Origin of the sequence: Halegenticoccus tardaugens, from assembly GCF_004116405.1 — an archaeon.
Taxonomy (GTDB): domain Archaea; phylum Halobacteriota; class Halobacteria; order Halobacteriales; family Haloferacaceae; genus Halegenticoccus; species Halegenticoccus tardaugens.
In genome coordinates, this window is record NZ_SDIC01000009.1 from 131,236 (window position 1) to 154,732 (window position 23,497).

At 68.3% G+C, this 23,497-nt stretch carries 27 protein-coding genes; 19 read left to right on the forward strand and 8 right to left on the reverse strand.

Features of this window, described 5'->3' with window-relative positions:
- Positions 1 to 217: 217 nt before the first annotated feature.
- The gene (locus tag C3L37_RS20920) at positions 218 to 928 is read right to left on the reverse strand and encodes a DUF7117 family protein (RefSeq protein WP_129116489.1); all 711 of its coding nucleotides are present in this window, start codon (positions 926 to 928) and stop codon (positions 218 to 220) included.
- 122 nt (positions 929 to 1,050) lie between these two features.
- The gene (locus C3L37_RS20925; protein WP_129116490.1) at positions 1,051 to 1,497 is read right to left on the reverse strand and encodes a universal stress protein; all 447 of its coding nucleotides are present in this window, start codon (positions 1,495 to 1,497) and stop codon (positions 1,051 to 1,053) included.
- 233 nt (positions 1,498 to 1,730) lie between these two features.
- Between C3L37_RS20925 and C3L37_RS20930 the strand changes: the two genes are divergently transcribed.
- The 4 genes from C3L37_RS20930 to C3L37_RS20940 all read left to right on the forward strand — a co-directional run bounded on the left by C3L37_RS20930 (position 1,731) and on the right by C3L37_RS20940 (position 4,142).
- Positions 1,731 to 2,186, forward strand: coding sequence for a DUF7528 family protein (locus C3L37_RS20930; RefSeq protein ID WP_228546408.1), 456 nt, complete (start codon positions 1,731 to 1,733; stop codon positions 2,184 to 2,186).
- A 32-nt stretch (positions 2,187 to 2,218) separates the two neighbouring features.
- On the forward strand, positions 2,219 to 3,169 hold the full coding sequence (locus tag C3L37_RS20935) for a DUF1028 domain-containing protein (RefSeq protein ID WP_129116491.1): 951 nt from the start codon (positions 2,219 to 2,221) through the stop codon (positions 3,167 to 3,169).
- Positions 3,170 to 3,257: 88 nt separating this feature from the next.
- On the forward strand, positions 3,258 to 3,404 hold the full coding sequence (locus C3L37_RS24565; protein WP_164974832.1) for a hypothetical protein: 147 nt from the start codon (positions 3,258 to 3,260) through the stop codon (positions 3,402 to 3,404).
- Positions 3,405 to 3,866: 462 nt separating this feature from the next.
- Entirely contained in the window at positions 3,867 to 4,142 is a 276-nt protein-coding gene (locus tag C3L37_RS20940) for a PadR family transcriptional regulator (protein WP_129116492.1), read from the forward strand.
- Between the two features lie 36 nt (positions 4,143 to 4,178).
- On the opposite strand, the gene C3L37_RS20945 is transcribed toward C3L37_RS20940, so the two are convergent.
- Complete coding sequence (locus tag C3L37_RS20945) at positions 4,179 to 5,456, reverse strand: AI-2E family transporter (RefSeq protein ID WP_129116493.1); 1,278 nt, start codon at positions 5,454 to 5,456, stop codon at positions 4,179 to 4,181.
- A 74-nt stretch (positions 5,457 to 5,530) separates the two neighbouring features.
- Between C3L37_RS20945 and C3L37_RS20950 the strand changes: the two genes are divergently transcribed.
- The 5 genes from C3L37_RS20950 (at position 5,531) to C3L37_RS25450 (ending at position 8,989) form a co-directional block, all read left to right on the forward strand.
- Entirely contained in the window at positions 5,531 to 6,826 is a 1,296-nt protein-coding gene (locus tag C3L37_RS20950) for an MgtC/SapB family protein (RefSeq protein WP_129116494.1), read from the forward strand.
- A 43-nt stretch (positions 6,827 to 6,869) separates the two neighbouring features.
- Positions 6,870 to 8,213: an aminotransferase class III-fold pyridoxal phosphate-dependent enzyme gene (locus C3L37_RS20955; RefSeq protein WP_129116495.1), complete on the forward strand. Its 1,344-nt coding sequence runs from the start codon at positions 6,870 to 6,872 to the stop codon at positions 8,211 to 8,213.
- 76 nt (positions 8,214 to 8,289) lie between these two features.
- Positions 8,290 to 8,538: a DUF433 domain-containing protein gene (locus C3L37_RS20960; protein WP_228546409.1), complete on the forward strand. Its 249-nt coding sequence runs from the start codon at positions 8,290 to 8,292 to the stop codon at positions 8,536 to 8,538.
- Complete coding sequence (locus tag C3L37_RS20965) at positions 8,535 to 8,858, forward strand: DUF5615 family PIN-like protein (protein ID WP_129116496.1); 324 nt, start codon at positions 8,535 to 8,537, stop codon at positions 8,856 to 8,858. The genes C3L37_RS20960 and C3L37_RS20965 overlap by 4 nt, the downstream gene beginning before the upstream one ends.
- 2 nt (positions 8,859 to 8,860) lie before the next feature.
- Entirely contained in the window at positions 8,861 to 8,989 is a 129-nt protein-coding gene (locus C3L37_RS25450) for a hypothetical protein (protein WP_267195350.1), read from the forward strand.
- 244 nt (positions 8,990 to 9,233) lie between these two features.
- On the opposite strand, the gene C3L37_RS20970 is transcribed toward C3L37_RS25450, so the two are convergent.
- Positions 9,234 to 9,557, reverse strand: coding sequence for a hypothetical protein (locus C3L37_RS20970; RefSeq protein WP_129116497.1), 324 nt, complete (start codon positions 9,555 to 9,557; stop codon positions 9,234 to 9,236).
- 113 nt (positions 9,558 to 9,670) lie between these two features.
- Entirely contained in the window at positions 9,671 to 9,931 is a 261-nt protein-coding gene (locus tag C3L37_RS20975) for a hypothetical protein (RefSeq protein WP_129116498.1), read from the reverse strand.
- Between the two features lie 107 nt (positions 9,932 to 10,038).
- Here C3L37_RS20975 and C3L37_RS20980 point away from each other — a divergent pair, with 107 nt between their 5' ends.
- Positions 10,039 to 10,965, forward strand: coding sequence for an A/G-specific adenine glycosylase (locus tag C3L37_RS20980; RefSeq protein ID WP_228546410.1), 927 nt, complete (start codon positions 10,039 to 10,041; stop codon positions 10,963 to 10,965).
- Between the two features lie 156 nt (positions 10,966 to 11,121).
- Here the strand turns inward: C3L37_RS20980 and C3L37_RS20985 are convergent, their stop codons facing one another.
- Positions 11,122 to 11,562 carry a DUF6653 family protein gene (locus C3L37_RS20985; protein WP_129116500.1) on the reverse strand — a complete coding sequence of 147 codons (441 nt, stop codon included), beginning with the start codon at positions 11,560 to 11,562 and terminating at the stop codon, positions 11,122 to 11,124.
- A gap of 272 nt (positions 11,563 to 11,834) precedes the next feature.
- Here C3L37_RS20985 and C3L37_RS20990 point away from each other — a divergent pair, with 272 nt between their 5' ends.
- On the forward strand, positions 11,835 to 12,443 hold the full coding sequence (locus tag C3L37_RS20990) for an NADPH-dependent FMN reductase (protein WP_129116501.1): 609 nt from the start codon (positions 11,835 to 11,837) through the stop codon (positions 12,441 to 12,443).
- Positions 12,444 to 12,455: 12 nt separating this feature from the next.
- Here the strand turns inward: C3L37_RS20990 and C3L37_RS20995 are convergent, their stop codons facing one another.
- Positions 12,456 to 13,553, reverse strand: a complete 1,098-nt coding sequence (locus C3L37_RS20995) for a glycoside hydrolase (RefSeq protein WP_129116502.1) — start codon at positions 13,551 to 13,553, stop codon at positions 12,456 to 12,458.
- 125 nt (positions 13,554 to 13,678) lie between these two features.
- On the opposite strand from C3L37_RS20995, the gene C3L37_RS21000 reads away from it, so the two are divergent.
- The 4 genes from C3L37_RS21000 (at position 13,679) to C3L37_RS21015 (ending at position 17,408) form a co-directional block, all read left to right on the forward strand.
- Positions 13,679 to 14,266, forward strand: a complete 588-nt coding sequence (locus C3L37_RS21000; RefSeq protein ID WP_129116503.1) for a thymidine kinase — start codon at positions 13,679 to 13,681, stop codon at positions 14,264 to 14,266.
- A gap of 8 nt (positions 14,267 to 14,274) precedes the next feature.
- Positions 14,275 to 14,877: a YIP1 family protein gene (locus C3L37_RS21005; protein ID WP_129116504.1), complete on the forward strand. Its 603-nt coding sequence runs from the start codon at positions 14,275 to 14,277 to the stop codon at positions 14,875 to 14,877.
- Between the two features lie 23 nt (positions 14,878 to 14,900).
- Positions 14,901 to 15,164 (forward strand): hypothetical protein, encoded by a 264-nt coding sequence (locus C3L37_RS21010; protein WP_129116505.1) that lies wholly within the window; start codon positions 14,901 to 14,903, stop codon positions 15,162 to 15,164.
- Positions 15,165 to 15,263: 99 nt separating this feature from the next.
- On the forward strand, positions 15,264 to 17,408 hold the full coding sequence (locus C3L37_RS21015) for a DHH family phosphoesterase (protein ID WP_129116506.1): 2,145 nt from the start codon (positions 15,264 to 15,266) through the stop codon (positions 17,406 to 17,408).
- 25 nt (positions 17,409 to 17,433) lie between these two features.
- On the opposite strand, the gene C3L37_RS21020 is transcribed toward C3L37_RS21015, so the two are convergent.
- Entirely contained in the window at positions 17,434 to 18,276 is an 843-nt protein-coding gene (locus C3L37_RS21020; protein ID WP_228546411.1) for a helix-turn-helix transcriptional regulator, read from the reverse strand.
- Between the two features lie 165 nt (positions 18,277 to 18,441).
- Here C3L37_RS21020 and C3L37_RS21025 point away from each other — a divergent pair, with 165 nt between their 5' ends.
- From C3L37_RS21025 to C3L37_RS21040, 4 genes are all read left to right on the forward strand, one after another.
- Positions 18,442 to 19,542 (forward strand): class I SAM-dependent methyltransferase, encoded by a 1,101-nt coding sequence (locus tag C3L37_RS21025; RefSeq protein ID WP_129116507.1) that lies wholly within the window; start codon positions 18,442 to 18,444, stop codon positions 19,540 to 19,542.
- Between the two features lie 9 nt (positions 19,543 to 19,551).
- Positions 19,552 to 20,787 carry an MFS transporter gene (locus tag C3L37_RS21030; RefSeq protein ID WP_129116508.1) on the forward strand — a complete coding sequence of 412 codons (1,236 nt, stop codon included), beginning with the start codon at positions 19,552 to 19,554 and terminating at the stop codon, positions 20,785 to 20,787.
- 108 nt (positions 20,788 to 20,895) lie between these two features.
- Positions 20,896 to 21,474, forward strand: a complete 579-nt coding sequence (locus C3L37_RS21035; RefSeq protein ID WP_129116509.1) for a hypothetical protein — start codon at positions 20,896 to 20,898, stop codon at positions 21,472 to 21,474.
- A gap of 107 nt (positions 21,475 to 21,581) precedes the next feature.
- Positions 21,582 to 23,240 (forward strand): tRNA uridine(34) 5-carboxymethylaminomethyl modification radical SAM/GNAT enzyme Elp3, encoded by a 1,659-nt coding sequence (locus C3L37_RS21040; protein ID WP_228546412.1) that lies wholly within the window; start codon positions 21,582 to 21,584, stop codon positions 23,238 to 23,240.
- Positions 23,241 to 23,497 lie beyond the last annotated feature (257 nt).

A 23,497-nucleotide genomic window follows, 5' to 3' on the forward strand; every position in this document is an offset into this window, starting at 1 on the left:
GACCGACGCGGGGCGGTCGCGGGAGTCACTCCCGGACAGCGGTTGCGCGGCGCGCCGTCTCGCGGTCCAGCTATAGCCGCCTGTTCGCCCTGTCGTCCGGTCCGATCCGGCGTCGGCCCGACGGTGCTGAATCGGTCCGCGGACCGGGTGCGGCCGCCGAGAACTCGCACTACGACGTCGAAGTACTCCTCCTCTCGACCAGCCGCCGCGGCGGCCGTCACCCCATCCGTGCCAGCCTGTCCCGCGCCGTGACGAGCGCCGACTCGTCTCCCTCCCGCAGGTACGCCGCGAGATCCTTCGTCACCCGGACCAGCGCCTCCGATTCGCCGAGCGGGACGTCGCCCCGGAGCGCCTTCGCCCGCTTGATCCGATCTTCGAGGCTTTCGAGCGTCCGCCGGGCTTCGGAATCGGGATTGTCGTCGAGCCAGGTCCCCACGTCCCGCCGGTACGCCTCGACGGCGTTCGCGTACGCGAGCCCCCGAGCGGCGGCCATCGACGCCGGCGCGTCGTCTTTCGCGGGGCGTTCGCCGGCGTCGACGTTGCGCAGGAGAGAGAGGACGTACAGTCGCTCGTCGTCCGTCGGGTCCCGCGTTCTGACGTACACGTCGACGGCGTGCAGGAGTTCGTGGGCGGCGAGGTAGGTGTCGTCGAGATCGAGGAGGTCGCCGCCGCGGATGAACCCGCGCCTTCGGACGTACTCGCGGAGGTCGCGCTTGAGATCGTCGGCGACGGCCGCGACGGACCCCTCGTCGACCGCGTTCCGGTGGTCGCTGAGATCGAGGGCCGACGGCGCGTCCGTGTGCCGTTTGCGATCGTCGATCCCGACGCTTCTGAGGCTCCCGCAATCCGGGCAGGCGACGCTTCCGGTGTCGTAGTACGACCAGCGGTGTCCGCACTCCCTGCATTCGCGGTACCCCCGAATCTTCATACCCGTGCGTAGGTGCCAGCGCGTCAAAGGTCCGGCGGATGGTGGGCGCGCCGACGAGGGGAGGGCGCGGAGAGGCGTCGCCGCGGATCGACCGGCGGTCGGTACGAACCGCCAGTCCGTCGCTACGAACCGTCCGACGACCGCTGCACCGTGAGTACCGGCGCGTCCGCGCGCTGGATGATCCGTTCCGTCACGCTGCCGAGGAGGACGCGGTGGACGCCGGTCAAACCGCGACCGCCCATGACGATGAGGTCGACGTCGTTGTCGGACGCGTAGTCGAGTATCGCCCGGTGCGGCGTCCCGCGGAGGACGGCGGTAGCGACGCGCACGTCCGCCCGATCCGCCTTCTCGGCGATCCGCTCCGTCGCTTTCTCGCCCTCGGCATCGAGGCGTTCGACGAACTCCTTCGGGAGGCCGCCCGCGTCGAAGAGCCCCGCCTCGGCCGTGAGGTCGACGACGTTCACCGCGTGGACCGTCGCGCCGTACCGCGCGGCGATGGAGACGGCGTGGTCCGCGGCGGCCTCCGCGTGTTCGCTTCCGTCGGTCGGAACGAGGATAGCGTCGTACATACCGGATCCGTCGTTCGTTGGACGTCGACGAACTTAACCGGCGGCGTCGATCTCGGCGGGATCTGTACGACCCCCACACTTTATGAGGCGCGTTCGCCTACGGGGCGGTAGAATGTCGAACGACTGTTCGAACCCATTCGATCCGGAGGATACGGGAAGCCGTCGCGCGGCGGCTGGTCGAGAAATTCTCCGGGCGTGAGACGCGCGCCCCGAACGAGGGGACGGAAGTCGAGGTGTCGGAAGACGGTTCGCGACTGGTTTTGACCCTGAACGGAGACTCGCACGAGCTTTCTCGCCAGGCTGCGGCGTCGCTCCGCGACTCGCTCTGCGAGGCGCTCACCCGGCGCGAGGAGTTCTTCAGGACGGCGGGCGAACACCGGGACGACGGCAGCTACGTCGTCTCGCGGCGCGCCGCCGACTCGGCGGGCCATAGCAAGGTGTTTCGGAGCTTCCGCGAACTCGAACGGCTCTACGATCAACTGCCCGAGGAGTTCACCGCGGCGGAGGTCGGGCGGACCGGACTCACCGGCGGCCGTCGTCACGTGCTCCTCAGGCACTTCGCGGAACACCCGCGGTTCGACTGCGAACTCGTGAAGCGCCAGCCGTTGACCGCTCGGAAGCGGGGCGTTGATGCCGAGGATCGAACGGCGGTCGATCCGCCGAAGGAGGAAGCGCTCCCCGCGGACTGAACGCTTTTGTCGGCGGCTTTCCAGGGTCGGCTATGACGTTCTCCATCGTCGCGCGCGACCCGGGGACGGGCGCTGTCGGGGTCGCGGTCCAGTCGAAGTTCGTGAGCGTCGGCGCGGTCGTCCCGTTCGCGGCGTCCGACGCGGGCGCGATCGCCACCCAGAGCTTCGCGAACGTCGCGTACGGCCCCGACGGACTCGACCTGCTTCGGGACGGGCTCGCGGCCGCGGAAGTCGTCGAGCGTCTCACGGCGGTCGACGACGAAGCCGAGTCGCGGCAGGCGGGCGTGGTCGGACGGGACGGGTCGGTAGCGGCGTTTACGGGGACGGACTGCCTCGACGTCGCCGGCGACGTACAGGGTGACGGCTACGCGGTGCAGGGCAACGTCCTCGCGAACGAGGACGTGCTGCCGGCGATGGCCGAGGCGTTCGAGGCGACGGCGGGCGGCCTTCCCGAGCGCCTCATCAGCGCCCTGCGCGCCGGTAACGACGCCGGCGGCGACAGCCGGGGCGAACAGAGCGCGGCGCTGTACGTGGCGAAGGAAGGGGGCGGGTACGACGGGGGCAACGATCGCTGGATCGACGTCCGCGTCGACGACCACGAGCGGCCGATCGACGAGTTGGAGCGCGTGTTCAAGCTGTACGACGTGACGCTTCTGCCGCGGGCGGAACCGGACGAACTCCGGACACTGGCGGGAGAAACCGCCGCGGCGGTGGCCGGAGCGCTCGCGGACGCCGGGTTCTACGGCGGCGATCCCGAGGGCGTGGCCGCCTTCGACGACGACGAGCGAACGGCGCTCGCGACGTTTCGCGGGGTGAACAACTTCGAAAACCACTCGCTCGCGGCCATCGAGGACGCGCTCGCCCGCGGATGGGACGACGCGAACGTCGACGGTGCGACGAGCGACGACGGCACGACGCGCGGCGGCGCGAACCGCCTCGTCGACGCCGTCTGGCACGGGCTGTCGGGACGCCCGCGAATTTGAGTCACGAGCCGCGCTCGCGACGTTCGACGTCAGCCGTCGCGTAGTCGAGGCCGCGAGATACATGCCTCGGGGTCGTCAACCGGGACGCATGCGCGACGAAGCGGAGATCCGCGAGCAGTACGAGTTCCTGAAAGCACAGCTCGAAGACGAGGACATGCGCCACGAGGGAATCAGACAGATGTTCACGTACTACAAACGCGCCCTCGGCTGGGTCCTCGAAGAGGAGTACATTTAGCGGGACCGCGTCGGTCGAACCGGACGCTCGTCGGTACCTTTAAGTGTAAACATCCGATACGACCATGTGACGCTTCGCTTTGGAGGGCCGAAGCGTCAGCGGGGACCAATTCAGGGCGGCAAGCATCCACGCGATTTTCGCGTGGCTTGCTTTCCTTTTCGGGTCGTTACGCGTCGAGCGACGCGAACGGGTGACGACCGAGCGCGCGAATCGATTTTCGACTGTGACCAAACAGGACGGACTCGTGCGTCCGCAACGTATAGCCCGACTGATTCCACCACGAATCCCGCTACTCCGAGCCGAACTCGGGTCTACGGCCGCGCTTCGTCCGATTATCGGCGGAGCGACCGAGCCGTAACGAGCGGTTAGCGCCGTTCGTCACGTCCTATTGAAACGTTTAGCTGACGTTTCGGCCGTCATATTTATTTCAGATAGACAATAAGCTGTATCCGGACATTACCAATGTACGACCTGACAGGATTTCAGCGGGATCTGCTGTACGTGATCGCCGGGCTCGAAGAGCCGCACGGACTCGCGATAAAGGAGGAACTCGAACAGTACTACGAAAAGGAGATCCACCACGGCAGGCTGTACCCGAACCTCGACACGCTGGTGGACAAGGGACTCGTCGAGAAGGGCCAGCGCGACAGGCGGACGAACTACTACACGCTGACCCGCCGCGGTCGCCGGGAGATCGAGGCGCGGAAGGACTGGGAATCGCGGTACGTCACGGCGTAGTTCGTCTCGCCGACTCGCCGAACCGTTTTAGTGTCGTTACTCTCCTCCAGTTTCGGTGGCCTCGCCCGAGCGCTCCGGGCCGGCGCCGGGTTCCGACGCGGACCGCCCGTCGGTGGGTTTTGACCCGGGGTCTCCGCCGGCGGGCTCCGCACCGTCCCCGGCGACCTGCTCGGCGTCGATCCCCTCCTTTGTCACCGCCGTCTCGACGAGTTTCGTCGGGTCGACCTCGTACGGTCTGGTCGCGTCGCGTCCGAACAGGTAGGGAAGCACGATTCGCGCGAAGTGGACCGTGAGGACGAGGAGCATCGGCATCAGGAAGATGCCGTACCAGCCGAAGAGCAGCGGACCGAGGGTGTACGCCAGCATCACGCTCCCGACGTGCAGGCTCCGGCCGGAGACGTACGGGCGGAGGACGAGGTCGGGGATCGTATCGACGACGACGAACGAGACGGCGGCGAACGCGAGGACGAACCACAGCGTCTCGATCCCGGCGACGGCGGCCGCGCGCACGAGCATGAAGACGACGACAGGCACGTACACGAGTTTCATCCCGACGACCGGGATGAGACTGGCGACGCCGGCGAGCAATCCGACGAGCGGCGCGGCGGGGATGGCGTTGCCCGTCGGTGCGAACACGTTCAGCGCGGAGTACGCGATGACGCCGATCGTTCCCGTGAGGACGGCGTTCAGGATGTTCCCGAAGAAGATGCTGTTGAAGTCGCGGTCGACGGCGCGAAAGTACGTCCGGACGACGCCCGCTTCGTCGGCGTAGTTCGAGATCCAGCGCGCCAGCTCGTCGTCGTCACGGAGGAGGTAGAACGCGAGGGCGATCATCACGAACAGGTGGATCGCGGCGATCCCCAGCACCGCGAGCGTTCCCGCGGCCGAGCTAAGCGAGTCCACGGCCGTCCCCAACGTCTCGACGGAAACGAACCGGCTCAGATCCGACGTGAGGAGGGCCGCCGGATCGGCGATGCGGTCGAGGAGCGCCTCGTTGATTCCCGGTAGGAGCGTCGGATCGAGCGTCGTGGTGTCGGTGAGTCGATCGATCTCCGAGACGACGATCGCCAACGCGTAGACGACGAGGCCGAGCGCCGGAAGCGCCAGCGCGAAGATCGCGATCGCGGCAGCGAGGCTCGAAGAGCCGACGCGTCGCTCGATTCGGCGGTAGATCGGCCGCGTCGCGTAGTAGATGAAGACGCCGAAGACGACCGTTCCGACGAAGGAGTAGACGACGAAGCAGAGCGCGGCGAACAGGACGAGTCCGAACGCCCACCACGTCAGTCGGCCGCGATCCATCTCGGTGAGCGACATACCGTACCACGGGACATCCGCGGCAAAAAGGCTGCCGCCGAGGTTAAACGACGGCGGCGCGTACTTCACGGTCGATGTACGCCTCCGTCTTACAGTCCAGTTCGTTGGTCTCTGCGTTTCTCGCGGAGCCGATCGGTCGTCTCGTGCTGGCGGCCGCGCTCGGCCTGTTTCTCGGTCTAGAACGGGAGTGGTCGCAGAAGTCGGCGGGGATCAGGACGTTCTCCCTGACGAGCCTCCTCGCCGCGGTATTCACCCTCGCGGCGCAGACCGAGTACGTCGGCGGCGCGCTGCTCGTCGTCGGCGGTGTCCTCGTCATCGTCCAGGGCGTCCTCCTCGCGGTACAGGGGCTCCGGAGCGGCGAGGAGGACGCCCTGTCCCTGACGACGTCCGTCTCGCTCCTCGTCGCGTACGGCGTCGGCGTCCTCGTCGCGTCGGGCGCGATCCTCGCCGGGGTCACCGTCGCCGTCGTCTCGTCGCTGCTGCTCGTGTTGAAGCGCGAGTTGCACGGCTTCGCGGGCGGCCTCACCCGCGAAGAACTGCGCTCGACGACCGAGTTCGCCATCCTCGCGTTCGTCATCTACCCCGTTCTCCCGACCGAACGGCAGGTGCTCGGCTTCACGTTCGAACCGCGCGTGGCGTGGCTGATGGTCGTCACGGTCGCCGGGATCGGCATCGTGAACTACGCGCTCATCCGAACGTACGGCGGGCGGGGCGTCGCTGCCACCGGGTTTCTCGGCGGTCTCGCCTCCTCGACGGCCGTCGTCGGGACGATGCTCGATCACGTTCGGCAGCGCTCCGAAGCCGTCTCCTACGCCGTCGCCGCGGTCCTCCTCGCCGACGCGGCGATGGCGGTTCGCAACCTCGGGATCGCGCTCGCGTTCACGCTCTTCACCCCGGAGGCCGAACCGCTCTTCGAGGCGATCCTCCCCCTCGGTTCGCTCGTCGTCGGGTGTTTCGTCGTCGCGTGGTTCACGGCCGACTGGCGGGAGTACGTCGAGATCGAACTGGAAAGTCCCTTCTCGCTCCGGAACGCGCTTGCGTTCGGCGGCGTGTTCCTCCTCATCCTCGCGGGGAGCACCGTCGCGAAGGCGCAGTTCGGCACCGCCGGCCTGTACATCGGCGCGCTCATCTCCGGGCTGGTCTCCTCGGCGGGCGTGACGACCGCGACCGTTCTGCTCTACCGCGGCGGGTCCATCTCGACGGCCGCGGCCGTCAACACCGTCCTGCTCGCGACCGCGTCGAGCGTCGTCGTCAAGGCCGGGCTCGCCGCCGCCGGTCCCCCGGCGTTCGCCCGCCGCGTCGCGGCCTGGAGCGCCGCGCTCCTCGTCGGCGCGGGCGTCGTCACCGCGGCGACCGTAATTATTGCGTGAACGATAACGAACGTCTTAACAGGCGACCCTCCGAACGCGATTCATGGACCGAGACAGCGTCGAACCGCAGGTCGGGGAGCTGCCCGGAAAACGGGCCCGAGAGTGGGTGGAGTACCACCATCGGTCCGCCGCTCCGAGCACCTACGTCTACGACTTCGTTCTGGATCGCTCCGCCCCCGCGGAGGGACCGTTCTGCACCGACGTCGACGGGAACGTGCTCATGGACTTCACGAGCCACGTCGCCGCCGCCCCGCTCGGGTACAACAACCCCAAGATCATGGACACCCTCGCGGAGTTCGACCTCGGCGACCCCCTGAAGATCGCCGGGCAGGACTTCTACGTCAGCGACGGATCGGAGCCCGGTGAGGAGGCGTTCCCCGGTCCGGCGGGCTTGATGGACCGTCTGACGGAGGCCACGAGCCACTACGGGATGGACACCGTGTTCCTCTCGAACTCCGGCGCGGAGGCGGTCGAGAACGCGATCAAGATCTGTTACGACCACTCGGGCGGCGCGAAGTACGGCATCGCGTTCGAGGGCGCGTTCCACGGTCGGACGCTCGGCGCGCTCTCGCTCAACCGCTCGAAGGCGGTTCACCGGCGGGGGTTCCCGGAGATCGCCGGGATCGAGACCGTCCCCTTCTGCGACGACCGGTCGTGCACCGCCGGGACCTGCGACTGCGGCTTCTTCGACGGCGGCACCTCCCGCCTGCGCGAGAAGCTCCACCCGAAGCGGGGGAACGTCGACCCCGAGGACGTGTCGTACCTCATCGTGGAGCCGATCCAGGGCGAGGGTGGCTACCGGATCCCGAGCGACTCGTTCGCGGCCGAGATCGCCGACGTCGTCGAGGAGTACGACATCACGCTCGTCGCCGACGAGATCCAGACCGGCGTCGGCCGCACGGGGAAGATGTGGGGGTCGGATCACTTCCCGATCGAGCCGGACGTGATCACGGCGGCGAAGGCGCTCCGGGTCGGCGCGACGATCTCGCGCGAGGAGATTTTCCCGTCGGAGACGGGGCGGCTCTCCTCGACGTGGGGCGCGGGCGACGTGATCGCCTCGCTGCAGGGGGCGCTGACGCTCGACGCCATCGAGGAGCACGACCTGCTGGACAACGCGGTCGTCCGCGGGGAGCAGTTCAAAGAGACGGTGCGCGACGCGGCCCCGGCGGGCGTCGTCGACGTGCGCGGCAAGGGGCTGCTGCTCGCGGTGGAGTTCGACACGAACGAGCGCCGCGACGACGTACAGGACGCCGCGTTCGAGCGCGGGCTGCTCACGCTGGCGTGCGGCTACAAGGTGCTCCGGATCCTGCCGCCGCTGGACGTGACCGAACGGGAGATCTCGATCGGGTGCGAGCTGTTGGTGGACGCGATCGCGGACGTCGCCTGACGAAGCGAGGTGGTGGTCGCATTCCCCTCCCTTTTCCGACGAACGCGGCGGATTCCACCTGACCCAGGAGTTCAAGATGACGTGGATCCAAACGGTGGATATGAACGTCGTTCGGGACGCCCAGCACAGCAACGGGGCACCGACCATCGAGGGTACGGGTATCCGAGTCAAGGAGATTGCCGAAGCGTACGAGCACAGTGGCTACAGCCCTGACGAGATTACGCAGCTGTATCCGGACCTCTCACTCGGCGACGTCCACCGAGCGCTCGCCTACTACTACGATCATATCACGGACTTCCGCTCAGCTAACTCTGCGTCTGCATGAGACCCATCTACTGCGACGAGAGTATCTGGATTCCAGTCGCTGACGGGTTGAAACGCCGTGGGTGGGCGGTTCACACCGCACGCGATGAAGGAACTCTGGGTGAGCCGGATCAAGAGCAGCTGGCGTACGCCGTCGAGAACGATTGGATCTTGGTGACGTTTGACGACGACTTCTTATCGTTAGTCGAAGGAGAAGGGTTGGAGCACGCGGGGTTGGTATACGTTCGGCAGGCCGGCCGACGTATCGGCGACGTCGTGAAAGCGGTCGATGCGCATCTCGAGGGGCGTGATACAGACGATCGCGGTGTCCACTACGTATAAAGATGGCGGAAGAAACGTCTCTTTTCGACGTCGTCATCGCCGGTGTCGTCTCACTCGAAGAAACGTCGGAGACGCTCGCCCCGATGACCGAATTCGAGACGGTCGGAAGTCCGACGATCACCGAGTTTTGATGGCCATCCCCCTTCGGCTGTGAGACGAGGGTCGCCCAGTTCGATCGGCGCGCGGCGTCGCGGCGCTCCGTCGCCGCGACCCGTCGCGCGAGGGCTGACCGAGGGAGCGGAGCGACCGAGGGAGGCGGCTGGGGAGGACGAGGCCGAGAGCGTGTCGCGCCGCCGCGCGCGACTCGCGTCGCGGGCCTGGCGGACATGCAAAGGGCGAGGCGCGCGCCGCCGCCGGGCGCGCGCCGAGGGCTTTCTACATCTGGTACCGGCGCTCGTCGTCCCGCTGGGGGTACTGATCGCGTCCCGTCATCTCGTCGTAGGTCATCCCGGACAGGTACTCGTCGTAGGTCACGTCGTAGCTCCCGCGGAGCTGGAAGTCGAGATCGCCGGTGTCGACGGTCGACCGAAAGAGGACGTGGATCCCCCGGCGGACGAGTTCGTCGACGTCGTCGGTGCCGAACGCCGCCGCGAGCATCGCGAGTTCGTTCTTCGTCTCGCGGTCGAGGTCGACGGTCGGCGAATCGTCGATGTCGACGTAGATCGACTTCACGTCGTCGTTCAACTGGTCGAGGCTCATGTCGTCCGAATCGCTCGGACGCGGAATACCCCTTTCGACTCGTCGGCGCGCACGGCGGGCGACTCGTCACCGGACCGGAGGGGAGCGATCGAGCCGTCGCAGTCGAGAGCGCCCTACTCCGGGAGCGGCTCGTCGCAGTGCGGACAGCGGTCCAGGGCGGCGGCGACGTCGGCACCGCAGGCGTCGCAGGTCGCCCGCTCGACGGCCGCGGAATCGCCGCCGCGCAGCAACCGGACGACCGTGCTGACGGCCACCAACGTGAAACCCAGGAACACCCAGGCGAACGGTCCGAACACGACCAGCACGAAGAGCAAGACGGGGAGCGCCACCGCGCCGAACCCGGCGAGGACGACCGCTCGGACCGAAACGCGCATGCGGAGTCTCGACGCAACAGGCCTATAATACTTTCCCGACCGATCCTGGTGGACGGATGACGGATCGGATCAGCAGCCCTAAACCGCGACCGGACCAAGGAACGTCGATGACCGACAGCGCGACCGCGCTCGGGTCGGACGCGGACGTCGAGGCGGTCCGCGAGGCGCTCGTCGAGTGGTACGAGGCGGACCACCGCGACTTCCCGTGGCGTCGCACCGACGACCCCTACGCGATCCTCGTCTCGGAGGTGATGAGCCAGCAGACCCAGCTCGAACGCGTCGTCGAGGCGTGGGCGGCGTTTCTCGATCGTTGGCCGACCGTCGAAGCCCTCGCCGAAGCGGACAGGAGCGACGTGGTCGGCTTCTGGACGGGCCACAGCCTCGGGTACAACAACCGCGCGAAGTACCTCCACGAGGCGGCGAAGCAGGTCGTCGAGGAGCACGGTGGGTCGTTTCCTCGGACGCCCGAGGGGCTTCAGGAGCTCATGGGCGTCGGCCCGTACACCGCGAACGCGGTGGCGAGCTTCGCGTTCAACGGGGGAAACGCGGTGGTCGACACGAACGTGAAGCGGGTGCTCCACCGCGCGTTCGCAGAAATCCATACTGCGGACGACCCGGACTACGAAACCGTTGCGAACGCGCTCATGCCGCCCGGAGAGTCCCGAATCTGGAACAACGCGATCATGGAGCTGGGTGGTGTCGCCTGCGGGAAGACGCCCCGGTGTGACGAGGCCGGATGTCCGTGGCGAGAGTGGTGTTACGCCTACCAAACTGGCGACTTCACCGCGCCCGACGTACCCACACAGCCGAGCTTCGAGGGGAGTCGGCGACAGTTCCGGGGGCGCGTGGTTCGACTCCTCGGTGAACACGACGAAATGGATCTGGACACGCTTGGGCATCGGATTCGAGTGGATTACACACCCAACGGTGAGCACGGGCGAGAGTGGCTTCGAGATCTCCTCTCAGACCTCTCTGGCGACGGTCTTGTCCAGATTGAAGAAGGGAACGATCAAACGACCGCTCGACTCCGATAGTCTGGTTCGATTCGCTGGACTAATCCCTCAGAGCCACAGGACGACTCACGGCTCTGTTGAAGTTATTTAAAATCTGATAATGGCGGTGTGCTGAATAGAGGGCGCGTACGCACCGGAGCGATGGGGGAGCCCTCTCCCAGTAAGGCTCGCGCTGTTTCAGTCTTCGACCGGGGCGTGTTCGTCGTAGTACCGCACGAGAATGGCGAGGTACACGAGTTTACACGTAATCGCGACCCCACCACCAAGCGCAGTCACCCGTGGATTGCGCTTGTACGCCCCGTAGAGACCATAGCAGTACGCGACGGCGTTCAGTCCGTTGAGAACACCGGGTAGATTGGCCTCAAATACCTCGTGACCGTCTTCGAGCCAGAGTTGCTCTCCGAGGACGCTCCGGCTTATCCACGCGTCCTTGTTCTCCGGCTCCGGGAAAAGAATTGGATTGATGACGACGTAGAGCAGCGTCAAACCGACCATCCGCCAGTCACGACGGTACAGGCCGAGTAGTAAGACTGGTCCCATTGGGAGACGGGTGTATCCACTCCACGGATTCGTGTGTCGTGCCCAAAACTCATCACCGAGAACGTCGGTAAGCGCCATAGAGTCAGGTACGCGAAGGCCTCGTATCAATTTGCGGTATACTCCCTCTGTGTTCAGCACGATTACTGAAACCTATTACCAACAGAGGGTTTCAACAGAGCCAAAATTGTCTATGTGAGATTTCCCTTAGGACCTTTTACCTGACTTGCGGGGGAAGTTCTCGTCCGCCTCCGTCGGCGAGCCGCTCTCGACGCGCGGCGAACGCCGTCGCTGGCGAAATCAGATACTAACCCACCGTCGTCGTTTTGTTCCCGCGCGCCGACGGGCTTCGCATGGGGGATACGGAAACGGACGCGGACCCAGACACGGACACGCGCGTCGTCGCGCTCGCCGGGAGTCTCCGGCGGCGGAGTTACACGCGGCTCGGGCTGGAACACGCGCTCCGCGGCGTCGAGGAGGCCGGCGGGACCGGCTCGCTGATCGACCTCCGGGAGTACGACCTGCCGATGCTGAACGCCGACCTCGACGGCGTGGGCGACAGCGAGCGCCTCGTGCGCGCGGTCGGGGAAGCCGACGCGGTGCTGCTCGGAACGCCGATGTACCACGGCTCCTACTCCGGCGTGCTGAAGAACGCGCTCGACTACTGCGGGTTCGACGAGTTCGGCGGAAAGACGGTGGGCCTCCTCGCCGTCTCCGGCGGGGCGTTCCCGGTCACGGCGCTCGAACACCTCCGGTCGGTCTGTCGGGCACTCAACGCGTGGGTCGTGCCGCACCAAGCCGCGATACCCCGGGCGTCGAACGCGTTCGACGGGGACGAGTTCACGGACGGGGGGATGGAAACGCGCGTCCGCGTGCTGGGCCAGCGCGCCGTCCAGCACGCGCACATCGAACCGGACCCGGCGACCTTCGAAAGCGGGCAGAACAAGGGTGCGGACAAGTGACGCGAGCGACGCTCACTCGGCGCGAGTAACCCCACCGGGCAGCCACGACGGCGGGTCCCGCCGCTCGCGGATCGGCAGGTCCGGGTCGCCCGCGATTGCCCGGGCGTCCGCGGCGCTCCAGACGGGTCCGTCCTCGTGGAAGACGCCGTTCAGCCGCCCGTTCTCCCGCTGCTTCGGCAGGTAGGCGGGCTTCAACATGAGCGACCAGAAGAAGTCGCCGTCGAGGTCGCTCTCGCGAACGACGTCGGCCAGAGACGCGTAGTGCGGGTGGGTGACGTCCGGCGGTTCGTCCCGCGTCCGCTGCCACTCCGTGAGCCAGACCGGTCGTCCGTGTTCGTCGCCGAACCGCCGCGCGTCGGCGAACGCGTCCCTCGCGCGCTCCCGCGTCGGCGGCAGGTTGTGGTGAAACTGGAACGCGTCGAGCCTCGGTTCCTCGAACGCGAGGTTGGTTTCGAGATCCTTACAGCCCATCGTGAGCGGAACGTCTCCCCGGCCGTCGTCGGCGACGCGGAGCATCCGACGGGCGAAGCGCAGCCGCTCCGCCCAGCCGCCGGGTTCGTTCATGATCTCGATCGCGAGCAGGCGATCGTCGTCGCCGTAGCGCTCCGCGAACCACTCGACGTACTCCCGCGGTCCGCCGGTCGTTCGTCGGTCGCCCCGATCGAGGCGGAGTGCGCGCCTCGCGGTTCCGAACAGCCCACGCGGCCGGCGCTCCGACCAGCGGCGCTCGTTTCGGATCACGTCCGCGGCCGGCGAACAGACCGCGCAGGCCGTCTCTGGATCACGATCCCGCAGGTGCTCGCGCGTCGGTTCCCGGCCCGCGCTCTCGAACAGGATCGGCAGCGCGCGGAGTCCCTCCACCGCCGCCGAGTCGAGGAAGTGATCGAGGGCGCGCTCCAGCCCGCCGGGCTCGTCGAGCCAGTACTCGTAGCTGACGAAGAATCGGATCGCGTTCAGGTTCAGCCGCGCCGCGTAGCCGAGGTCGCGCTCGACCGACAGCGGCTCGTACTCGCGCCACGCCTGGTGGGCGTTGAACGCCCGAGCGGGGACGTACACCGCGCCGCGAATCCCGGCGAGCGACCGAATCGAAGGAGACGACTGAGACGACATGACTGATCCGAAGGATCGGGTCGCCAGTAGCATGAGGTTTTCACCGGCTCGGCGAGACAGTCGCGCGACGACGATTGTCGGTCGAGACGACAACGGTTTTGGCTTTCGGTCGCGCGCCACAGCGCATGCACGCCATCACGCGGAGCGGGTGGATCGAGGTGATCACCGGCTCCATGTTCTCCGGGAAGACCGAGGAACTCCTCCGCCGCCTCCGGCGCGCCGAGATCGCCGGGCAGGAGATCGCGACGTTCAAACCCGCGGTGGACGACCGCTACGGCGGGGCGACCATCGGCTCGCACGACGGTCGCGGGTGGGACGCGACCGTCGTCGACGCCGACGGCGAGGGCGTCTGGACCATCCGCGACCGGTTGAACGGCGAGGAGGTCGTCGCCGTCGACGAGGCGAACTTCTTCTCGAACGAGCTGATCGACGTGTGTGAGGCGCTCGCGACGGACGGCCGACGGGTGATCGTCTGCGGGACCGACCAGACGTTCCGCGGCGAGCCCTTCGAACCGCTCCCCCAGTTGATGGCGCTGGCGGAGTACGTCGACAAGTTGCAGGCGATCTGTACCGTCTGCGGCGAGCCGGCCTCGCGGAACCAGCGGCTCATCGACGGCGCGCCCGCCCACGCCGGCGATCCGACGATCATGGTCGGCGCGGCCGAGTCCTACGAGGCGCGATGTCGGAACTGTCATACCGTCCTCACCGACTAGGTGGGACCGTGACGACGTGGGTCGAAAATCCCCGGGGCGGCCGCGACCGCGGACCGCGCGGTCTCGCGCGCGCCTGGGTCGAGGTGCTAGTCCGTCCGCGCCGGTTCTTCCGAAACGGCGTCGCGCCCGGCGATCAAGCGCCCGGGCTCGTCTTCGGCGTCGCGGTCGCCCTCCTGTACGTCGGCGGCCTGTTCGCCTTCTCGCCGGGCGAGATCCCCTCGATCGGGGTCGGACCGGGCCTGTCGGCGCTCCTCTCGCTCCTCCTCGTCGGCCTGATCGTCGCGCCCGCGGCGCTCCACCTGACCGCCGCCCTCCAGACGGTGCTTCTCATCCTCGCCGTCCGATCGCGCGCCGGCGTGAGCGAAACCGTCCAGACGATCGCCTACGCGGCCGCGCCCTGCGTCTTCGCGGGGATCCCGGTTCCGGAGGTCCGGGCGCTCTGCGCCGTCTACGGCGCGGTACTGCTCGCCGTGGGGATCGGCGTGGTCCACCGCACGACGCTCGCCCGCGCGGCGCTGGCGTCCGCCCTCCCCGCGGCGCTCGTGTTCGGGTACGGCTTCCGCGGCTTCGGCGCGGTGCTGACGTTGCTCCGGCAGTGGTACATTATTTGACGGGGCGCGCGTACGTCGGAGCGATGCTCACGCTGGATCTCGACGACTTCATGTTCGAGTTGCAGGACGGGACGATAAAACACGTCGGCGCGCCGACGACCGCGGCGACGGCGAAGTTGTACCACGTCGAGCGCGCGGAGGCTCGCGCGTTCGGCGACAGCCAGGTGAAACTCGCCTTCGCCGACGACGAGGGGAACGAGATCGAAGTCGCGCTCGATCCCGACGCGGCGAATTCGGTCGTCTCGGACGTCGAGCGGCTTCGTAAAGAGGATTCAGTGTTCGAATAGCACGCGACCGTTCGGGAGCGCGTCGGCGGATCGCACCGATCCGTTCCGATAGCGGACTTTCGACAACAGTTTTAGTGCGGGCCCATTCTGTCCGCTCAAATGGGTTCGTGTATCATCTGCGGTACCGACGTTGACGGGAGAATTTGTAAGAGCCACGAAGAGGACGTCGTCTTCGAGTTTCGCGGAGACAGACCGGGGCAGCTCGTGCCGGGGCGCTTCTACAGCGGGCGGGTGGACGGCTACGCCGACTTCGGGGTGTTCGTCGACCTCGCGCCGGGCGTCACCGGGTTGCTCCACCGGAGCGAACTCGACCGCCGGCTCGAAAGCCTCGACTGGGAGCCGGGCGACACGGTCTACGTTCAGGTGAAGAACGTCCGGGACAACGGGAACGTCGACCTCGGCTGGTCGATCCGCCAGTCGCAGCGCGAGTTCCGCGGCGCGCTCGTCCAGGGCGCGGAGGGCGACCGCGACGCCGACGGGTCCGACGACGCCGTGGACGAGTCGGCGGACGAGACCGGAGAGACGGACGCGTCGAACGGGGGCGACGAGAGCCGAGCCAAGCGAACAGGCGACGGCGGACGGGTTCGAACCGACGACGAGGCGTCGGCGGACCGGAGCGCGAGCGACTCGACGGCCGGCGCGGCCGAGAAAGTCGACGCCGGTGGGGGCGACGAGACCGACGCCCCCGAACGGTCGGAGGATCTCGACCGCGTCGAGATCGGGACGCTCTCGAACCGCGTCGGCGACCGGGTTCGGATCGAGGGAGAAGTCGTCAGCGCGCACCAGACCGGCGGGCCGACCGTCTTCGAGCTTCGCGACGAGACGGGCGTCGTCGACTGCGCGGCCTTCGTCGAGGCGGGGGTCCGGGCGTATCCCAGCGTCGAGGTCGGCGACACGGTTCGACTGGACGGGGAGGTCGAACTTCGTCGCAACGAGATTCAGGTCGAGACCGAGGCGCTCGTCGAACTCGCGGGCGAGGACAGGGAGGCGGTCCAGCGTCGGCTCGCGGACGCTCTCACCGACCGGGCGCGGCCCGAGGCGCTGACGCCGCTGGCACCGCACGGGCCGGTCGAAGCGGTCGAGGAACGGCTCCTCGACGCCGCCGAAGCCGTCCGCCGCGCGGTGCTGGAGTCGCGACCGATCGTGGTCAGACACACCGCGACGGCGGACGGGTACGTCGCCGGCGCGGCGGTCGAGCGCGCCGTCCTGCCGCTCATCCGCGAGGAGTACGCGAAGAGCGACGCCGAGTACCACTACTTCAAGCGGCGGCCGCTCGACGGCGCGGTGTACGGTATGGACGACGCGACGAACGACGTGACGCGCATGCTCGTGGACCGCGACCGCCACGGGGAGAAGCTGCCGCTGGTCCTGCTGCTCGGGACGGGAAGCACCGTCGAGTCGAGCGACGGGCTCGGCCTGCTCGGCGTCTACGGCGCGAAGCGCGTCGTCGTGGACGCGGCGACCGCCGACGAAGCGGTCGAATCGGACGCCGACGTCCTCGTCAGCCCCGACGTCGCGGACGCGGATGCGGGCGCCGGGAGCCTCTCGACCGGCGCGCTCGCGGCGAACCTCGCTGGCGCGATCAACGAGGACGTCCGCGACGACCTCTCGCACCTCCCCGCGGTCAGCTACTGGGAGGACGCCCCGGAGGGGTACCTCGACCTCGCCGCCGAGGCAGGGTACGACGAGAACACCGTGGCGCAGCTTCGCGAGGCCGTCGCGCTGGAGGCGTACTACCAGTCGTACCAGGACAAGCGCGAGCTCATCACCGACCTCCTGTTCGGCGACGCCGTGGCGGCGGAGTCGGCCGGCGAAGACGCCGGTCGCAGCCTCGCGGCCCACATCAGCGAGCAGTTCCGCGTGAAGTTGACCGACGAGGTCGAGACCGCGGAAGCCAACCTCGAACGCCGCGAGGAGGGCGGGGTCTCCTTCGCCGTCCTCGACACCGACGCGTTCACCCACCGGTTCGACTTCCCGCCGAAGGCGCTGCTTCTCGAGGAACTCCACCGGCGACAGCGCGACGGCGACCGCTTCGTGACGGTCGGCGTCGCGATGGACGAACTGTACCTCCGGAGCACCGACGAACTGGACGTGCGCGCCGTCGCGGCCGCGGCCGCCGAGAAGGCCCCGCAGGCCGGAATCGGCGTCATGGGCGTCCGCGAGGGTCGAATCGAGTTCCTCGCGGGCGCGAGGGAGGCTGCGACGGAGGCCGTGATCGAAGCCGTCGCGGAGCAGTTCGAGTGAGCGCGAACGGTCGTGCGGGCGTCGCTCACGCGACGAGCGGCTCCGAGTCGGCCCGATAGGCGGCGTAGACGCGCTCGGCCCACTCGCGGGCGATGGCGGCGTCGGTGTCGACGAACACGCGCATCGCGCCCGTCTCCTCGTCGTAGCCGCCGATGCCGACGCGATCGTCGAAGACGGCGAGGCCGTAGGGGAGCGCCTCGCGGGTGTGCAGCGTCAACCGCCCCGCTTCGAGCGCGGCGTCGAAGTCCTCGTCGGTCGCGCGGAGGGTCTCGACCACGTCGGGGAGGTAAATGAGTTCGACGTCGCGGTCGGCGAACAGTCGGCCGTCGAGCCCCGAGAGCGGCGGGACCATGTGCGTCGTGTTGAACCCGCGGAAGGAACGACTCTCCCGGAGGAGCGACAGGAACCGGGTGACCGGGCGGTACGGGTCGTCGGGTGTCGCGGTCGTGACGACGGCGTCGGCGAACGGCTCGACGACGAACTCCTGATGGTCCGGACAGATGCTGTCGAGGAGCGGCGCGAGCCGGCGCGCGGCGCGCACGTTCCGCTCGAACCGGCGCAGCTCCTCGGCGACGATCTGCCCCTCCCCGGTGAGCGCGAACGGTCCGTCGCGGCGCTCTGCGAACCCGCGATCCTCCAGCCACCGGGTGAAGCGGTGGCTCGTCGCGCGCGAGATTCCGAGGCGCTCTTCGACGTCGCGACGATCCAGCGGTCCGCCCATCAGCGCCTCGAGGAGCGGTCCGTGCCGGACGATCGCCACCAGCTCGTCCGTCTCGATCCTTTCGTCCGGTTCGTCCCCCGGTTCCTCGGTCTGCCATAGTTCGAGCGAGCTGCGCACCAACTCGTCGAAGATGTGTGATCGGTCCATCGCTCTCGACACCCCCTCTCCGGGGCCTCGCTGGAGAGGAGGATGCGTCGTACGATAACGATTGTCTCACGCGGTGAGACACGTCTCGCGCCGGGAGCCGAGTGTCGTTGTCCGCTTTCGTTCTCAGAAATTAACTATAGACGGTCCGGAAGCGTCTCCCCCGTCATGGGAGAAGCGATACGAAACGAACCGATCCCCGGAACCGAAGCGTTCGCGGAACGACTGCTCGGTGCCGCCACCGAGGCGCTGGTGCTGTTCGGCGTCTACCTCGGCGAGCGGCTGGGACTGTACGACGCCCTCGCCGACGCGGGTCCGTGCACGTCGGTCGAACTCGCCGCGCGGACGGACGCGGACGAGCGGTACGTCCGCGAGTGGCTGGAAGGACAGACCGTGTCGGGCGTCCTCCGCGTCGACGACGAGACGGCGCGGGCGACCGACCGGCGGTACTCGCTGCCGGACGCGCACGTCGAGGTGCTGACCGACCGCGACAGCCTGTACTACCTCGCGCCGTTGGGCCGCCTCCTCGCCGGTGCCGTCGCGCCGCTTTCCGACGTCGTCGAGGCGTACCGGACCGGCGAGGGCGTCCCGTACGCGGCCTACGGCTCGGACCTCCACGAAGGGCAGGCGGCGATGAACCGACCCTCGTTCCTCCGCCTCCTCGGCGAGGAGTGGCTGCCCTCGATACCGGACGTCGACGCGCGGCTCCGGGGCGATCCGCCGGCGCGGGTCGCAGACCTCGGCTGCGGCCACGGCTGGTCGAGCATCGGCATGGCGCGATCGTATCCGAACGTTCGGGTCGACGGGTACGACCTCGACGAGCCGTCCGTCGAGGCGGCGCGGCGGAACGCCGAGACCTACGGCGTGGCCGACCGGGTGTCCGTCGAGGTCCGAGACGCCAGCGATCCGACCCTCGGAGGGACGTACACGTTGGTGACGGCCTTCGAGTGCGTCCACGACATGGCGAACCCCGTCGGCGCGCTGCGGACGATGCGCCGGCTGTTGACCGACAACGGCGTGGCGATCGTCGCGGACGAGCGGGTCGGCGACGCGTTCACGGCCGCCGGAACCGACGTCGAACGGTTCCTGTACGGCGCGAGCACGCTCCACTGCCTGCCGGTCGGACGGTCGGACGAACCGTCGGCCGAGACGGGCACGATCATGCGGAGCGATACGTTCCGGTCGTACGCCGAGGAAGCCGGCTTCGCCTCCGTCGAGATCTTACCGATCGAGAACTACTTCTGGCGGTTCTACCGCCTGGATCCGTGAGGTGACTCGATGACCGCCGCCACAACCGCGGATGAATCCACCGGGGCGACCGGCGTTCCGTGGCGGTCGCCGACGGTTCAGATCGTCCTCCTCAGCACGGCGCTCGCGCCGCTCGGCGTTCCGCTCGTCAGCCCGGCGCTGCCGGTCATCCGCGACGCGTTCGGGGTGGCCGACGCGACGGCGAGCCTGCTCATCAGCTCGTACTTCGTGGCCGGCGTCGTCCTCTCGCCGTTCATCGGCGCGCTCGCCGACCGCCTCGGACGCAAGCGCGTCCTCGTGTGGAGTCTCCTCGCCTTCGGCCTGACGGGCGGGGCGGCCGCGTTCGCGCCGACGTTCGAGGCGGTCCTCGCGTTGCGCGTCGTCGGCGGCGTCGCCTCCGCGGGCATCTTCATCTCGACGATCACACTCATCGGCGACACCTTCGACGGCGTCCAGCGAAACTCGGTCCTCGGCGCGAACAACGCGGTCCTCTCCGCGGGTGCCGCGGCGTTTCCCATCCTCGGCGGGGCGCTCGTCGCCGTCGCGTGGAACGTCCCGTTCCTCGCGTACTTCTCGGCCGTCCCGCTCGCCGCCCTCGCGTTCGTCCTCCTCGACGAACCCGATCGCGACGGCGACGAGGCGACGCTCGACCTCGCGTACCTCCGGGGGGCCGCACGCGCCGTCTCGACGCCGAGCATCCTGTCGATGTACGGGGCGACGTTCGCCATCGAGTTCCTGCTGTTCGGCGCGGTGCTGACGGTGCTGCCGTTCTTCCTCGAAGCGCGGTACGCCCTCGCGCCGGTGCTCATCGGCGTCGTCCTCACGACGACGGAGGCGTCGGCCATCGTCGTCTCGATGGCCAACGGCCGCCTCGCGAAGCGGTTTTCGAACGGCGACCTCGTCGCCGCCGGCTTCGCCGCCTCCGGCGTCGGCCTCTTCGGGGCGTGGCTCGCGCCGTCGCCGCTCTTCATCGCCCTCGCGATGCTCCCCGTCGGCGCGGGCGTGGGCCTCATCCTGCCCTGCGTCGACGCCGAGGTTTCCGACGGCGTCTCCGGCACCTACCGGGCCGGCGCGCTGAGCCTCCGAAACAGCACGACGTTCCTCGGACGGGCGGCCGGACCGATCGCATTCGCCGGCCTCGCGGCCGTGAGCGGCTACCCGACCCTCCTCGTCGCGAGCGGCGCGGCTTCGATCGCCGTCGGCGTCGCGGCGGTGGCCACCTCTCGGCGCGTGCCTTCCGGCGCGGAGGCGATCGAGCGGGTCTGAAAGGGTTCGGCGCCGGGTAGCCGGAGGGCACAGGTGCGGCCGAATCGAGGCACAAACGATCGTTTGTGCCTCCGACACCGCTTTGTCGCGCCGGAGGGTTCTCCGAGTATGCGCCGCCGCGCCCTCCTCTCCGCGTTCCCGGCCGCGGTCGTCCCCGCCGGTTGCCTCGATCGCGCCGCCGTCGCCGGGGACGGCGCGTCGAGGTCGAGCGAAGCGCCGAGCGAGAACGGAACGTCCGCCGGAGGCGACGTGTCGATCCCGGACGACTACGCCGAGCCCGGCCTCGAATTCGAGCCCGACGACGACGGGGACCCGGTCGCCGAGTGGTCGGTGGGGACGCGCCCGCGGCTCGCCGAGTTGCGGGACGACCGACCGCACGCCGTCCGAATCTGGAACGCCGCGGACGAAGAGCGGGAGGTCGCCGTTCGAATCCGGCGAGACGGGGACGGAACCGTCGCCGACGACGAGGTCACCCTGCCCGCCGACGCGGACGCTTGCCTGTCGGTCGCGCTCGAGCGACCCGCCGATCACGCCGTCGTCGTCTTCGAAGCTGGATCGGAACCGACGGAGACGGTGTACGTCGGGCGGAGCCTCTTCGACTGCAACTACTCGGCGACGGACGTCGGCGTCCACGACGACGGGTCGCTGTCGTGGTCGACCGTTTCGACGACGATGGGCTGCGGCTGAGCGACGGGTCCGCCGACCGCGACCGACCTGCGAGCGACACCCTTAACCCCGAAAGCGCACGAATTGCGTCCAATGAGCCACGCCGTTCAGTCGGAGGTGGGCCGAGGGTGAGTTCGGACGCCGCGGACAGCGGCGACGCCGACGCCTTCCAGCGGACCTGCGAAGAGCTCGCGGCGCGCATCGTCGCGGGGGAGGTCGACCGCGACGGCCTCGAATCGGAGAAGTTGAAGGCGTGCTCGGAGTTCTCCTCGCCGAAGGTTCCGAAGAACGCCGACATCCTGAAGCACGCGCCCGACGCCCACCGCGAGGACGTGAAGGAGGTCGTCCGGCGCAAACCCGTCCGCACGGCGTCGGGCGTCTCGCCGGTGGCGATCATGACCAGCCCGCGCATGTGCCCGCACGGCAAGTGCCTCTACTGCCCCGGCGGCCCCGCCTCGGAGTTTTCGTCCGCGCAGAGCTACACGGGCCACGAGCCGGCGGCCGCCCGCGGCGTCCAGAACGACTACGACCCCTACGGGCAGGTGACGCTCCGGCTCGAACAGCTTCGGCACATCGGCCACCCGGTCGACAAGGTCGAACTCATCCTCATGGGCGGGACGATGACCGCCCGGAGCCACGACTACCAGGAGTGGTTCGTAAAGCGGGCGCTGGAGGCGATGAACGACTACGACCGCTCGGCGGAGCCCGAACCGGGCGAGGATGGGTCCTTCAAGCCGGACCCCGAGGCGGTCGAGTTCCGGTACCTGGAGGACGTGATCGCGGCGAACGAGACGGCCGACGTGCGGAACGTCGGGACGACGTTCGAGACGAAGCCCGACTGGTGCGACCCCGAGCAGATCGACCGGATGCTGGACCTCGGCGGGACGAAGGTCGAGGTGGGCGTCCAGACGACCTACGAGCGGATCAACCGCGAGATGCACCGCGGGCACGGGACGCGCGACTCCGTCGACGCCAACCGCCGGCTGCGCGACTCGGCGTTCAAGGTCGGCTTCCACATGATGCCGGGCCAGCCCGGCATGACGAGGGAGATGTGCGTCGAGGACTTCCGGCAGCTGTTCGAGAATCCGAACTGGCGGCCGGACTACCTGAAGATCTACCCGACGCTCGTCGTCCGCGACACGCGCGTCTACGACATGTGGCGCAGGGAGGAGTACGACCCGCTCACGAACGAGGAGGCCGCGGAGGTCGTCGCCGAGGTCATGGGGATGATCCCGAAGTACACCCGACTCCAGCGCGTCCAGCGCGACATCCCCGCCGACTTCATCGACGCCGGCGTCTGGAAGTCGAACCTCCGCCAGCTCGCGGAGCAAACGGCCGAGGAGCGGGGGATCGAACTTCGGGATATCCGGGCGCGCGAGGTCGGGATGAACGAGGCGGACCCGGATCCCGCGGCCGTCGAACTCGACGTGATGGCGTACGAGGCCGTCGGCGGGACGGAGCACTTCATCAGCTTCGAGGACCGAGAGCAGGACCTCCTGATCGGCTTCTGCCGGCTTCGGTTCCCCGGCGATCCGGTCCGGCGGGAGCTACGGGACGCCGCGCTCGTCCGCGAACTGCACGTCTACGGCAGCGAGGCGGGGATCGGTGCCGACGGCGACTGGCAGCACAGGGGGTACGGCCGGAAGCTCATCCGGAAAGCGGAGGAACTCGCCGCCGACGCCGGCTACGACAAGGTGAGCGTCATCTCCGGCATCGGGGTCCGGCGGTACTACCGCGACAAGTTGGGGTACTATCAGGACGGCCCGTACGTGAGCAAGCGTCTCTGACCGCGAGCGAAGCGAGCGGGCCGAGGAGCGACCGCAGGGAGCGACGAAGGCTTTTGGTCGAGCTTTTGCCGAACGACCGAGCGAAGCGAGGGAGTGCAGCGCAAAAGGTCGGGGTGAGCAAGCGTCTCTGACCGCGAGCGAAGCGAGCGGGCCGAGGAGCGACCGCAGGGAGCGACGAAGGCTTTTGGTCGAGCTTTTGCCGAACGACCGAGCGAAGCGAGGGAGTGTAGCGCAAAAGGTCGATCTTTATCGGCTCT